Source organism: Myroides oncorhynchi (assembly GCF_020905415.1).
GTDB classification, from domain to species: Bacteria; Bacteroidota; Bacteroidia; order Flavobacteriales; family Flavobacteriaceae; genus Flavobacterium; species Flavobacterium oncorhynchi_A.
This window is the reverse complement of the sequence record NZ_JAJJMP010000001.1, coordinates 624,163-637,986: the sequence shown is the minus strand read 5'-3', so window position 1 is coordinate 637,986 and position 13,824 is coordinate 624,163. Positions and strand designations below refer to the sequence as shown.

General features: G+C 34.3%; 12 protein-coding genes. 7 read left to right on the top strand and 5 right to left on the bottom strand.

Annotation, left to right across the window (positions count from 1 at the left end; all coding sequences use genetic code 11):
* Positions 1–17 precede the first annotated feature (17 nt).
* The 3 genes from LNQ81_RS02830 (at position 18) to LNQ81_RS02820 (ending at position 5,538) form a co-directional block, all read left to right on the top strand.
* Positions 18–2,171, top strand: a complete 2,154-nt coding sequence (locus LNQ81_RS02830) for a S46 family peptidase (protein ID WP_229944665.1) — start codon at positions 18–20, stop codon at positions 2,169–2,171.
* An 84-nt stretch (positions 2,172–2,255) separates the two neighbouring features.
* Positions 2,256–3,260 (top strand): hypothetical protein, encoded by a 1,005-nt coding sequence (locus tag LNQ81_RS02825; RefSeq protein WP_229944664.1) that lies wholly within the window; start codon positions 2,256–2,258, stop codon positions 3,258–3,260.
* Positions 3,220–5,538 carry a hypothetical protein gene (locus tag LNQ81_RS02820; protein WP_229944663.1) on the top strand — a complete coding sequence of 773 codons (2,319 nt, stop codon included), beginning with the start codon at positions 3,220–3,222 and terminating at the stop codon, positions 5,536–5,538. Before LNQ81_RS02825 ends, LNQ81_RS02820 begins: the two co-directional genes overlap by 41 nt.
* Before the next feature lie 62 nt (positions 5,539–5,600).
* Here LNQ81_RS02820 and LNQ81_RS02815 read toward each other — a convergent pair whose 3' ends face one another.
* A complete protein-coding gene (locus tag LNQ81_RS02815) occupies positions 5,601–5,987 on the bottom strand; it encodes a hypothetical protein (protein WP_229944662.1) in 387 nt (128 codons plus the stop codon).
* Between the two features lie 6 nt (positions 5,988–5,993).
* A complete protein-coding gene (locus LNQ81_RS02810) occupies positions 5,994–6,419 on the bottom strand; it encodes a DUF4190 domain-containing protein (protein ID WP_229944661.1) in 426 nt (141 codons plus the stop codon).
* A gap of 174 nt (positions 6,420–6,593) precedes the next feature.
* Here LNQ81_RS02810 and LNQ81_RS02805 point away from each other — a divergent pair, with 174 nt between their 5' ends.
* The 3 genes from LNQ81_RS02805 (at position 6,594) to LNQ81_RS02795 (ending at position 9,785) form a co-directional block, all read left to right on the top strand.
* Positions 6,594–7,955 (top strand): UDP-N-acetylmuramate--L-alanine ligase, encoded by a 1,362-nt coding sequence (locus LNQ81_RS02805; protein WP_229944660.1) that lies wholly within the window; start codon positions 6,594–6,596, stop codon positions 7,953–7,955.
* 405 nt (positions 7,956–8,360) lie between these two features.
* Complete coding sequence (radC, locus tag LNQ81_RS02800; RefSeq protein WP_229944659.1) at positions 8,361–9,053, top strand: RadC family protein; 693 nt, start codon at positions 8,361–8,363, stop codon at positions 9,051–9,053.
* 33 nt (positions 9,054–9,086) lie between these two features.
* Positions 9,087–9,785 carry a YjjG family noncanonical pyrimidine nucleotidase gene (locus LNQ81_RS02795; protein WP_229944658.1) on the top strand — a complete coding sequence of 233 codons (699 nt, stop codon included), beginning with the start codon at positions 9,087–9,089 and terminating at the stop codon, positions 9,783–9,785.
* 29 nt (positions 9,786–9,814) lie between these two features.
* Here the strand turns inward: LNQ81_RS02795 and LNQ81_RS02790 are convergent, their stop codons facing one another.
* Positions 9,815–11,092 (bottom strand): replication-associated recombination protein A, encoded by a 1,278-nt coding sequence (locus tag LNQ81_RS02790; protein WP_229944656.1) that lies wholly within the window; start codon positions 11,090–11,092, stop codon positions 9,815–9,817.
* A 178-nt stretch (positions 11,093–11,270) separates the two neighbouring features.
* Between LNQ81_RS02790 and LNQ81_RS02785 the strand changes: the two genes are divergently transcribed.
* Complete coding sequence (locus LNQ81_RS02785; RefSeq protein ID WP_229944654.1) at positions 11,271–12,020, top strand: rhomboid family intramembrane serine protease; 750 nt, start codon at positions 11,271–11,273, stop codon at positions 12,018–12,020.
* 14 nt (positions 12,021–12,034) lie between these two features.
* Here the strand turns inward: LNQ81_RS02785 and LNQ81_RS02780 are convergent, their stop codons facing one another.
* Together LNQ81_RS02780 and rlmB are read right to left on the bottom strand one after the other, a co-directional pair.
* Entirely contained in the window at positions 12,035–13,084 is a 1,050-nt protein-coding gene (locus LNQ81_RS02780; RefSeq protein ID WP_229944653.1) for a hypothetical protein, read from the bottom strand.
* Positions 13,085–13,089: 5 nt separating this feature from the next.
* Complete coding sequence (rlmB, locus tag LNQ81_RS02775) at positions 13,090–13,824, bottom strand: 23S rRNA (guanosine(2251)-2'-O)-methyltransferase RlmB (protein WP_121964039.1); 735 nt, start codon at positions 13,822–13,824, stop codon at positions 13,090–13,092.

The following is a 13,824-nucleotide window of genomic DNA, read 5'->3' as shown; positions in this document are numbered from 1 at the left end:
CTAACATACTAATTAATATGAAAAAAATAATTTTATTTTTAACTGCATTTATCTTAGCGATACCTACAACGGTAAAGGCTGATGAAGGAATGTGGTTCTTAATGTTCATAGAGCGCTTGAATCAGCGTGATATGCAAAAGATGGGACTTAAGTTAACGTCTGAAGAGATTTATAGTATTAATAATCATTCATTAAAAGATGCTATAGTTCAATTCGATGGTGGGTGTACTGCTGAGATTATTTCTAATCAAGGTTTAGTATTGACTAATCACCATTGTGGATATGATAAGATAGCTAATCTATCAACTCCAGAGGATGATATCTTGACAAATGGTTTTTGGGCAAAGGACAAAGCAACTGAGCGTCAGGCAAAAGGGTTGTCAGTTCGTTTCTTCGTTAGAATGGATGATGTTTCTAAACGTATCTTAAGTGTTGTTAATGATAAAATGACGGAGTTAGAAAGAGAGAAAGCGATTAACCAAGAAATAGCTAAGATTCAAAAAGAGAATGATGGAGATGGTAAATATACTGTGTCTGTGAAATCGTTCTTCCAAGGGAATGAGTTTTATTACTTCGTGTACCAAGATTATACAGATGTACGTTTAGTAGGTACTCCTCCTAATAGTATAGGTAAATTCGGAGGAGATACAGATAACTGGGAGTGGCCACGTCACACTGGAGATTTCTCTTTATTCCGTGTTTACACAGATAAGGATGGTAATCCAGCAGAATATTCTGCTAATAATGTACCAATGGTACCTAAACACCATTTGCCAGTATCTATCACAGGTATTCAAGAAGGTGACTTCTCTATGATCTTAGGTTATCCAGGAAGAACAAACAGATGGATGCCAGCTCAAGGTGTAGAGCAAAATATCAAATATGCTTATCCAGCTTGGGTAGAAGGTTCTAAACTGGGAATGGATGTAATGAAGAAATATATGGCTTCTAATGATGCTGTACGTCTTAATTATGCATCTAAATATGCTGGTGTAGCTAACTACTGGAAAAATCGTCAAGGTATGATAGATGCTTTAACGCAACACAAAACTGTAGCTACTAAAACGAAAGCAGAGGTAGAGTTCCAAAAATGGGCTTCTAAGAAAGAAAATGTTGCTAAGTATGGTAGTGTAATCGGTGATATCAATGCGTGGTACAAAGCTACTAATGAGAAATCAAGACATGATAATTACTTAATGACTATGATGCGTACTTCTGGATTAGTGTCTGCTCCTTACAGATTAGCTGGAGGGATGGAAGCTTATGTGGCGGCTGATGAGAAGAAGAAGGCTGCGATGTTACCAGAGTTTAAAGAATACATTAATAGTATTTATGATGGTAAATATGAACCTTTAGAAAGAGAAATGTTAGCGAAGCAATTAGCTTTATACGCTACAAAATCTACCGGGTATGAAATAGCTCCTTTTGTAACTCAAATCAATGCAGAATACAATGGTGATTTTGAGAAATATGTGGATGAGATTTTCGAGAAGAGTGTATTTGCTGATATCGAATCGGTTAATGAGTTCTTGGCTAATCCTAAAGATGTAGTTATTTCTCGCGATCCGATGTTCAAACTGTCTCTAGCTATTATGGAGTACAATAGAGCGAAATCTGATGAATTAGCTGCTTTAGAAGATAAATTCCAAAAAGCATATAGATTATTTGTTGATGGTGTTCAGAAAAGTAATCCAACAGGTAAATACTATCCAGATGCAAATTCTACATTGCGTTTAACATATGGTACAGTAAAAGACTTACCTAGAGGAACTAAAGTTAATGATGCTAAAGAGAATTGGTTTACTACCTTAAAAGGAACTATCGCTAAGCATAAAGCAGGTGATGAAGAGTTCGAGGCGCCTCAAAAGTTAATTGACTTATATAAAGCAAAAGACTATGGTGTGTATGCTGATAAAGCTGGACATATGCCAGTTAACTTCTTAACTAACCACGATATTACAGGAGGTAACTCAGGTTCTCCAGTATTAAATGGTAAAGGAGAGTTGATCGGTCTTGCATTTGATGGTAATATTGAGGCTATGGCTGGAGATGTTATCTATGACCCAAAATTACAACGTACTATAAACGTAGATATACGTTATGTATTATTCATCATAGACAAGTTCGCTGATGCTAAACATATCGTAGATGAGATGACGATTATTAAATAGTCGACTATGTTAAAATCACAAAACGCCTAAATTATTTAGGCGTTTTTTTTTGTACATATCTCAATCGTAGTTTAAGTTTACACAATGAAAAAGTATGTGTTATTTCTATGCCTTTTGCTAGTAGTAGGCTGTAGTTTTAAGAAAGACAATCAAGTAGATACGAAGTTGTCTTTTTACTATTGGCGAACGAACTTTCAACTTGATTCATTAGAACGATTTACTCTAAAAGACTTAGAAGTAGAGAGATTGTATATCCGTTATTTTGATATTGGACTACAGATGGATAATACGTTACCTATTCGTCCGATACAGTTTAAAGATTCTATCCCTAATCTAGAGATAGTACCTGTTGTTTATATTAAGAATGATGTGTTATTACATAGAGGCTTGGATCGTGGTTTAGCAAAGAAGATCATAGATTATATCAATCAGATTAATAAGCATAATCATATCGCGACAAATGAGATACAACTTGACTGCGACTGGAGTTTAAAGAGTAAAGATTCATTCTTCGAATTGATTGAACAGATAAAGAGAGAAAGCAACTGGAAAGTGTCATCTACTATCCGATTACACCAAGTGAAATATGCTAGTAAGACTGGTATTCCGAAGGTGGATTATGGGGTACTAATGTATTATAATATGGGAACTATTGCTTCAGATACGCTTAACTCTATTTACGATAGGAATATAGGGAAGAAGTATATCGGTGCTCTAGTTGATTATCCATTGGATCTGAAGTATGCTTTACCAATATATGCATGGGTGATACATACTCGAGAGAATAAAGTGTTGCGTATGATCAGTAGGGTTAGAACAAGTGACGTAGACAAGATAGCTGCTTTTAAGAAAGTAGATAGTACTAGATATATCGTAGTAGAAGAAGGGGTATATTTCGGTCAACTATTCTTAGCAGGAGATCAGATTAAAGTTGAAACAACAACTAGTGAACAGTTATTAGAAATGAAACAAGATCTTCAGAAGGCAAGTGGGAAATGCCCATCTGAGATTATATTATATGATTTAAATTCAAGAAATATTCCTTATTATGAAAAAGAAGTTTGGAAAGAGATTGTTATATGTAAGTAGTTTATCACTGCTATTGGGAGCAGGGGTTTACTCTTATGGATGTGCTGATGGATGGTGGAGCTATTCGTCCATTTCTAGTTTTACACCAGAAGCGTTTGTAGATAAATCATACAAACCTTTATTTTTTGCACCTAGTGAGCGTTTTTACGATGGTGCATATATGTATAATACTGGAATGTATAATGATGATATCGTAAGTGATTGGGTGAAGTATTTAGGTAATGCTATTCCTGAGGCTGTAGTAAAAGAGTGTTTAATCTCAAGCGAGTTTGAGATAGGAACAATGCATACTATCTACAGTGAACTTAAAAAAGGAAAAAAGAGAAGTAGCATCTATGACTTAGATTTAAAAAATAAGAAAGTAGAGAACTTTATTAACTTCCTAAACTTCGCTAAAACGATAGAACAATATTCTGCACAAGATTTTGAATATTGGAACTATGAGAAGCAATTAAGAGATCAACTGCCAAATGATTATGTAGCCAAAGTTCAGAGTTTCTATGAGAAGATGGATAAGAAAGATACTTTCTATATGAACAGAATGTGGTTTCAGGTGATGAAGGCGAAGTTCTATTCAGCAGATAAGGGAAGTGTTATATCTTACTTTGAAACTACAGCTAGTAGCCAACCTCATAATACACTATACTATAGAGCAATGTCTTATGTAGCAGGAGCTCATTATGAGAAGGCAGACTTTATGAAGTCAAATGTACTATATGCAACTGTATTTGATAAAGAACCTTCTATGCGTCAAGTGGCTTTGTATAACTTTAAACCATTAGATAAACCTACGATGACTAAGGTAGTCAATAGTACTTCAGATAAAGAAGTAAAAGCTGCTATTTGGGCTATTATGGGATACTATGGTGATTTAGGTGAATCAATGAAGAATGCTTACGAAGTGAATCCAAAAAGTCCGCATATAGATTATGTATTGACTAGATGGGTGAACCTTCAGGAGCAAGAAGTAAATGTATTTACAGAGAGTAGTTTTAAATCTCGTGATGAGTACTTCAAAGCCATTAAGAAGAAAATAGATCAGAATACACTGAAGTGGATTAAGACTATAGCTGATAAACCTCAAAATGTTGCTAATCCTGTACTTTGGAAATTAGCAGCTGGATATATGGATATCTTCCAAGGTGATTATAAAAGTGCTACGAAGCAAATCGAAGAAGCAAGTGCTTATGTAAAGAAAGGCGATAAACTGCTTGAAGAGCAAGTGAGATTATTTGCGCTTATTAATACTGTATCTCAAATCAAGAAGTTGGATAAGAGTACAGAAGAGAAGTTACTGCCTGAATTAAAATGGGTATATGTTGATTTAGTTAAGAATGACTATAGTGATCCTTTTAGATATGAATATGCAGCAGGATGGATACGTCAGTTTCTATCTGTGGTATATAAGGAACAAGGTAATGCTATTATGTCTGAGATACTAAATTCAAAAGGAGTAGAGTATTATAAAGATGGCAAGCAGTCAGTGGCTATGGAGAACTTCCTATTGCGTACTAATCATTCTGGGATAGAGTCTTTGTTTGCGTTACTATATCAGTTTAACTTAAGTGATATCTATGAGAGTCGCGCTATTCACCTGTTCTATGAAGATAAAATAGATGAGGCAATCGTTGAAATGAAAAAGGCAAAGCCAGTTAAGAAGAAAAATATGTATGATGATGACTATACAGAGATGACGTATAGTTCTAGTCAGCTATATGGCAATCCGTTTAATGGTAAGATTAAGGACTGTAATGACTGTGATCACGCTGCTAAGCAGACTACAGTATATACAAAATTATCGTTCTTAGAGAAACTAAAAGATATGGAGAGCAATGTAGCTAATGGAGTAGACGTCTTTAACAATGCAATGCTAGTTGGTAACGCATTCTATAATGTTACTTATTATGGTAATGGACGTAGCTTTTATTATAATAGTATTTGGGATGAGTATGGAAGTAATACGATCAGTACAGGTAATCGTTCTAATATTCTGAATATGCGCAATGCTCGTAAATATTATGACATCGCTAAAAAGAATGCAACTACTAAAGAACAGAAAGCAAAGTTAGCATACTTCGAAGCAAAATTAGAACGAAATGATTTCTATTCTCTTACATACCACAGTGGGGATTACTACAGTGGTGGATGGGGAGATGCTGTTATGTTTAAAAAGTGGAAGGGATTCGTAGACTTAAAGAATAATTATAGTGATACAAAGTATTACCAAGAAGTAATCAAGGAATGTGGTTACTTTAGAAAATACTTAGGTATAGAATAAAATGTATAAAAAAGCTCAAGATTTCTTGAGCTTTTTTTTATGGGATGTATTTTGATAGAAACCTATAGTATTACCAATGGTAAAAAGGCTACTAAAAAGAATATACTTATGAGGATGATATCAATAGTTATAAATACTTTACTAGTCCATCGGTATGGGAGTAATGAAATCAGTATTCTACTTGTCCAACTGTATAAGAAAAACGAAAATATCTTTATACTATAAGGATTGATAAGATTCGTATTATTACATCCGTTGTGTAGTATAGTGATAAAGTCTCTAGTAAGACCTCTACTTTTACATAAGTATTCAGGTAAGCCTTCGCAAGATGATTTGATGCGCAATTCGTTAGTATCTAAACTATCTATAAAGTATAAGTATAGAAACATCACTGAAAGTAATATAGCAAAGCTTATATTGATGATGAAATACGCAGAACTTTTCTTCACAGATAACTATTGAATAGTATCGGTTTCTTCTGTGAAAATCTCTACCTCTTGATTGTCAGTGTCATCTTCATAATAATAAGGTTCTTCTACTGTATCGTTTATGTTATAACGATCTTGGTTCTCTCTGAGGTCTTTTTGGATTTGACTTCCTATACCCCCTAATAGAGTACCCCAAAATATACCAATAAGTAATGCAACACCTCCAATGGCTAACCCTGCAATAGCTAACCCTTTAGGCTCTCCTGTTTTTTTAGCTTGAACTAATACAATAATTGACGCAATGATTGGAATAAGTGCGATAAAAATAGCAAAGTAACCAAAACAAGGAATAAATGAAACAATTAAAGCAATGATTGCAAACACTAATGAAATAATACCTAATACTGATGTTTGTTGTTGTGGTTGCTGTGGAGGGTAATTATAATTTTGCATGATTTTTTTGTGTAAAGATATTAATATTATTTTAACATTCAATATCGTCTTTGTTTAGCTATGATGAATGTGAAACCTTGAGTTAAGATATTTAAATCAAATGAGAGATGAATTGCAATAAAGTCGTATTTTTACCTATTGAATTAGAATACTAAAAGTCAAAAGAAATATATAATGCGTATACATTTTATCGCAATAGGAGGAAGTGCAATGCACAATTTAGCATTAGCTCTACATGCTAAAGGAGATATAGTGACAGGTAGTGATGATACTATCTTTGAACCATCTAAGTCTAGATTAGCCGCTAAAGGATTATTACCTAAAGAAGAAGGATGGTATCCGGAGAAGATAACAAATGATATAGATGTTATTATACTGGGTATGCATGCTAAAGGAGATAATCCTGAGTTGATTAAGGCCAAGGAATTAGGTTTGACTATATACTCATATCCAGAGTTTATTTATGAGCATTCTAAGAATAAGACTCGTGTAGTTATCGGTGGTTCACATGGCAAGACTACGATTACTTCTATGATCTTACACGTGATGCATTATCATAATGTAGAGGTAGATTATCTTGTAGGAGCACAGTTAGAAGGATTTGACCGTATGGTTAATCTAACTTCTGATAATGAGTTTATGTTGATCGAGGGGGATGAGTATTTATCATCAGCTCTAGATCTTAGACCTAAGTTTCACATCTACCAACCTAATATAGCTTTGTTAAGTGGTATCGCTTGGGATCACATTAATGTATTCCCAACGTTTGATAACTATGTAGACCAATTCAAGATTTTTATAGATAAGATAGTTAACGGAGGTATTCTTGTATATAATGAGGAAGATCCTATCGTAGCTAAGTTAGCAGAAGAGACTGTTAATCCTATCAGAAAGATACCTTATGGGACTCCATCATTTACAATTGATAATGAGAAAACGTACTTAGACACTAATGATGGACCTATGCCATTAGAAGTATTCGGTAAGCATAACTTGAGCAACATCAGTGGTGCGAAGTGGATTTGTCAGAATATGGGAATAGATGAAGAGGATTTCTATGAAGCGATAGCATCATTCAAAGGAGCGTCTAAGCGATTAGAAAAATTAGTAGAAACGGATAGTACTGTTATCTATAAAGATTTTGCTCATTCACCTAGTAAAGTGAAAGCGACTACTGAGGCAGTGAAAGCGCAATATCCAAGTAAGAAAGTTATAGCATGTCTTGAACTGCATACTTATAGCAGTCTTAACTCTGCATTCTTATCTCAATATGAAGGCGCATTAGACAAGGCTGATGAAGCTGTAGTGTTCTACTCATTAGATGCATTAAAGATTAAAAATATGCCAGAGATTTCTCAAGAGCAAATGCAAGCTGCATTTAAACGAGAGGGACTAGCGACTTATACAAATGCAAGTGATTTTAAGAGCTACCTAGATCAACTAGATTTAGCTAACTCAGTATTATTATTTATGAGTTCAGGTAACTATGGCGGACTTGATATGCAAGCTTTTAGTGATAACATAAAGAATAAGTAAGTATAGTTTAATTCTTATAAATGAAATAGAAGTCATCAGCTACTCTTGTAGTTGATGGCTTTTTTTATTAGGAATCAAGTAGATGGGATATATGGCTAATACTGATTTTGGGTTAAAGTAAACATTCTGAATCCTTATTTTTTATTACAACCACTTCAATACTTCTTCAACATTATCACAACATTGTTCTGCTAAAAAGTCTTTTTCCTGAAGAATTCTTGACTCACTCTTGATGAGCTCTTGTCTCAAATAAATTGCTTAATCTCTAATTTTTAATGTTGATCATAGAATGTTGGTAATGTATGTAATTATTTGAATAGTGGTAGTAATTTTACAATTCCTTCATATCACTTTAATACCCAAGGCTTAGTTTTTGATTCGATGTACTGTTCAAAACTATTGATTATGGACAACCAAAAGATTACAATAAAACAGTGGGCTGAAGATGATAGGCCTCGTGAAAAGTTAATGCTTAAAGGAAAGACTATTTTAAGTGATGCCGAGTTATTGGCTATCTTGATAGGATCAGGACATAGGGATGAGTCTGCTGTAGATTTGTGTAAACGGATACTGGCTACTTATAATAATAACTTAAGTGTATTAGCTAAACAGAATATCGCTAAACTTACTGCTTTTAAGGGAATAGGGGAAGCTAAGGCAATCTCTATTATCGCAGCTTTAGAAATAGGACAGCGCAGGAGATTAAGTGAGAGAATAGAAGATCCAATGATTAACTCTAGCAGTGATGTATTTGAGATAATGAATCCGGTGATAGGTGATTTAGAACACGAAGAGTTTTGGGTACTTTATCTCAATAATTCGAATAAGGTTAAGTCTAAATTCTCATTGAGTAAAGGCGGGATAACATGTACAGTAGTAGATGTACGACTTTTATTTCAGACAGCATTAGAACAGAAAGCTGTGGGAATTATCTTAGTACATAATCATCCTAGTGGTAAGGTGAAACCTAGTGATGCAGATATTCAAATTACCAAGAAGATAAAGGAAGGTGGAAAGATTATGGATATTCACCTCTTAGATCATTTAATCATCACAGAATATAGTTACTACAGTTTTGCTGATGAAGGAATTTTATAAGTACTTTTGCTATTCAAATAAAAGATTATAAAAATGGGAGTAAAAAGCTTAACCAGTAAGACAGATATCTTCTTTGATCTAGATCATACCCTTTGGGACTTTGAGAAGAATTCTGCTTTAGCTTTTAATGATGTTATTGAGGAGTTGAAATTACCGTTTAGCACAGAGTCATTCTTAAGCCACTATGTTGCAATTAATAATATGTATTGGGATCAATATAGTTTAAACCAAGTTACAAAAGAAGAATTACGTATCGGTAGAATTAGAGATACATTTGCTAAGTTAGGATATCAGTCTACGGCAGAAGAAATGTTAAAGATGGGAGATGATTATTTAAAAGCAATGCCTAATCACAATTACCTTTTTGATGGTGCAATAGAAGTATTAGATTACCTGCAAGAGAAGTATAAGCTTCATATCATCACGAATGGATTTGATGAAGTGCAGACTAAGAAGTTAGATCGTTCAGGTATATCAGGATACTTTAAGACAGTGACTAATTCTGAAATGGCAGGAGTGAGTAAACCTAATCCAGAGATATTTAACTATGCTTTAGATAAGGCAAAGGTAAAAGTAGGAGAATCTGTAATGATAGGAGATAATTTCCTAGCAGATATAGAAGGTGCATTAGGAGTGGGAATGGATGCTATCTATTACAGTCAATCAAAAGATAAAGTAATACCACAGATTTATCACGTACAGAAACTAATAGAATTAAAAGACCTGCTATAGCAGGTCTTTTTGATTTATGTCGGACTATATTAATAGTTGTATTTAAACTGCCATCTGTTGCGAAGAAATTCTCGAGTACCATTCTCTCTACTATTAGTGCCAGGTTCATAGAGAACTGTACCTTGTATCTCATCAGGTAAAAACTCTTGTTCTACGAAGTTGTTTGCATAGTCATGAGAGTATAGGTATTCTTCTCCATAACCTAGTTCTTTCATTAGTTTAGTTGGTGCATTTCTAAGATGGATAGGTACAGGTAGATCTCCTGTCTGCTTTACTAATTGCTGAGCTTGACCTATGGCTAAATAGGTAGAGTTACTCTTAGGAGAAGTCGCTAAATAGATAGCACATTGACTAAGCAGTATTCTGCTTTCAGGATATCCAATAAAAGATACTGCCTGAAAGGTATTGTTTGCCATAATTAAAGCAGTTGGATTAGCATTACCGATATCCTCTGATGCCGAGATAAGTAATCTACGAGCGATAAACTTAACATCTTCACCACCTTCTATCATTCTAGCTAGCCAATAGACTGCTCCATTAGGATCACTCCCTCTGATTGCCTTAATAAAAGCAGAAACAATATCATAGTGTTGCTCACCAGTCTTATCGTATAGTACAGTGTTTTTCTGAACGATCTGCATTACCTTGTCATTAGTGATGATTATTTCATCCTCATTGGTTGAGTTAACAATAAGCTCAAAAGTATTCAATAGTTTACGTCCGTCTCCTCCAGACATTCGAAATAGTGCTTCTGTTTCGGATAGCGTGATTTTCTTTTTCTTTAATAGAGAATCTTTACTAATCGCACGATCTAGTAATAGTTTTAAATCATCCTTGGTGAAGGCATTTAATGTATAGACTTGACATCTTGATAGTAGAGCAGGTATAACTTCGAAACTAGGGTTTTCTGTTGTGGCACCTATAAGAGTTACCCATCCACGTTCAACAGCAGCGAGAAGTGAATCTTGTTGAGATTTGCTAAAGCGATGTATCTCATCAATGAATAAGATAGGGTTTCTCGGAGTGAATAATCCACCACTAGACTTTGCTTTCTCTATGACTTCTCGGATATCTTTTACACCTGAGTTAATCGCACTTAATACATAGAATGGTCGTTCACTTTCCTTAGCTATGATCTCTGCTAAGGTGGTTTTACCAGTGCCAGGAGGTCCCCAAAAAATTAATGAAGGAATAAATCCTATTTTTAATTGATTGGTTAATATTCCGTTCTCTCCGACTAAGTGATCTTGGCTTACATAATCACTTAATGTTTGAGGGCGTACGCGTTCTGCTAAAGGTGCTTCCATAATGGTAATTAAATGTCTCTTACAAAAATACAATCTCTTTTTTACAATATAATGTTTTTCTACTTCTTCTATGTAATAAGATAGGTGGTATTCGAATGTGGATATGCTAAAATGATGTGAATGGAAAAACAATCAACAGCAAAATACAGTATATTTATAGTAGTAAAGGAATTTAATTATGAGTAAAGAAAAATTACCTCCTTTATCTATTAACCTACTATTGTTGCCAATATTCTTTATTGTATTGATATGGGGGGTATATTGGGTAGATTGGAATAACTATTATGAGTTACATGAGTATGGTGTACGACCTAGAACAATAACAGGATTGAAAGGGATTTTTTTTAGTCCTTTTATACATGGAGGACTAAAGCATTTGTATAATAATTCAGTTGCTTTGTTTGTTTTGCTATTGATGTTGCAATATTTCTATAAGAAACAAGCATTAGTCGTTTTGGTCTTTGGATTATTATTATCAGGATTAGGAACTTGGATTATAGGTAGAGACAGTTATCATATAGGAGCAAGTGGATTAGTATATGTATTAGTGAGCTTTATGTTCTTTAAGGGAGTGCAGACGCGATATTACAGATTAATGGCTTTATCTCTATTAATAGTTATCTTATACGGAAGTACGATTTGGTATATGTTTCCTGATATAGAAGAGGGTATCTCATGGGAAGGTCATCTGAGTGGATTTGTTACAGGGTTATTGTTGAGTTTTTTAGTGTCATCTCCGGACCACATTGAGAAAGGGTATAAGTACGCTTGGCAAGACCCGAACTTTGATCCGCAGTCAGATCCTTTTATGAAATGCTTTGATGAGAGCGGCAACTTTATTATTATTCCAAAAGTTGTAATAGATAAAGATCCTTATAGAAAGACATTACCTGTCTTAGTAAGTTATTATAGTGTGGATAGAGTATAAACTATAAAAGCACCTTAGAAGGTGCTTTTATAGTTTTTGATTGTAAATTCAATAGCTGTTTCTAGGACTTCTCCCATAGTGCTACAGTACTTGAACGATTTCTCATGTACATACTCATATAAGTCTGTTTTGAGTTGATCTATATGCTCTTGAGGAGCAATGGTGTCATGCTTCATGACATTAAGAAGATCGTCTAGACGTTCCTTGTTGCTAAGTACTCTTCTAACTAATACAGAGCGAATCTCTTTTCGATATTGTTCTATCGAAGTATCTTTAAACTTCTCTAAGACAAGTTGAACGATAGTGCTGTTCTCTTTGAAGAACTGTGGTAGGTAAAACTTTAGGTTACCTTCATAGCACTGCTGATCAAAGTCAATAGGACGTATGCGATATACGACATGGTCAAAATCATGTGTAGGAATAATCACATAGTTATAAGAGCGCATATCACCTAAAAGTCCGATTAAACAACGTTCATTGAACTTGACATATTCTTTAGCTATTTGAGATTTCTCTAGTTCACTGCATATAGCGAGGTGCTCTTTGATAAAAACGTCACCAGGAATTCCCATGATATGTTCTTCTATTAATGTATCCTTATGTACAATGTAATTCATCGTATAAGGAGATAACATTTCTTCTAATTCTAAACCATAGATACGAGAAGCATCAGCCTTTTTAATATAGAAGTTAGTATAGATATCATTTAGCTTATTTCTTACTTTTACACGGAAAGGTTGTGAGTTGCCAAAAGAACAAAAATCGATAGAGTCAACTGTCAAGTGCTGTAAGGTATCTACATCTCCATCTGAGTGGAGTAGGGTGTATATCTTAGTTAGGCTTGCTTCAATCTCTGTATATTCATGTTCGGGATAGTAAACTCTTAACCATAGTGTATCATTACCACATTTATCTTCGACACTAATGCAACCACTGAATCTTAGCAAATCTTCATATAATATACTCGTCTTCGTTACACGTTTATATTTATCAAGGTAATTTGCTAGTTCTACCGAAACAGGGTAGCTCGGTTTTTTTTGTTGTCTCTTAGTGTCTTTTTCCATGATGATTATCTTCGTTGACGGATAGCTTCATATAAGAAAGCTCCACAAGCAACAGATACATTTAGAGATTCAATCCCTCCAAACATAGGTAGCTTAGCTTTCTCATCGATAATCTTTAATACAGATGGATTAATCCCTTTATCTTCACTACCCATAATGATAGCTAAAGGTACATTAAGTTCTGCATCATATATTTCTTTTTCTGCTTTCTCTGTCGCACCTAGAGTGATTACACCAGATCCTTGAAGATAGAATACAGCATCTTTAATATGATCTACTTTACAGATAGGAATATTAAATACAGCACCAGCCGATGTTTTAACTGTATCTCCATTTACAGGAGCTGCACCATTCTTAGAAACAATGATACCATCAGCACCACAGCATACCGCAGTACGTATGATAGCTCCGAAGTTACGTGCATCTGATATCTGATCAAGAATAACGAATAGAGGTTTCTCTTTAGCTTCTAATACACCTTCTACTAATGTCTCTAAAGAAACAAAAGAGATAGGAGAGATATTAGCCACAGCACCTTGGTGGTTCTTGTTTGTAAGTTTATTAAGCTTTTCGATAGGCACGTACGAAAAGTTAATGTTGTTCTTTTTTAAGCTCTTTAATAAAGAATTCATTAAGTCTCCAGAAGCATCTTTCTGAATGAATACTTTATCAATATCTTTTCCTGCTTCTACGGCTTCGATTATCGCGCGAATACCAAATATTTGATTGTCCTGTTCCAT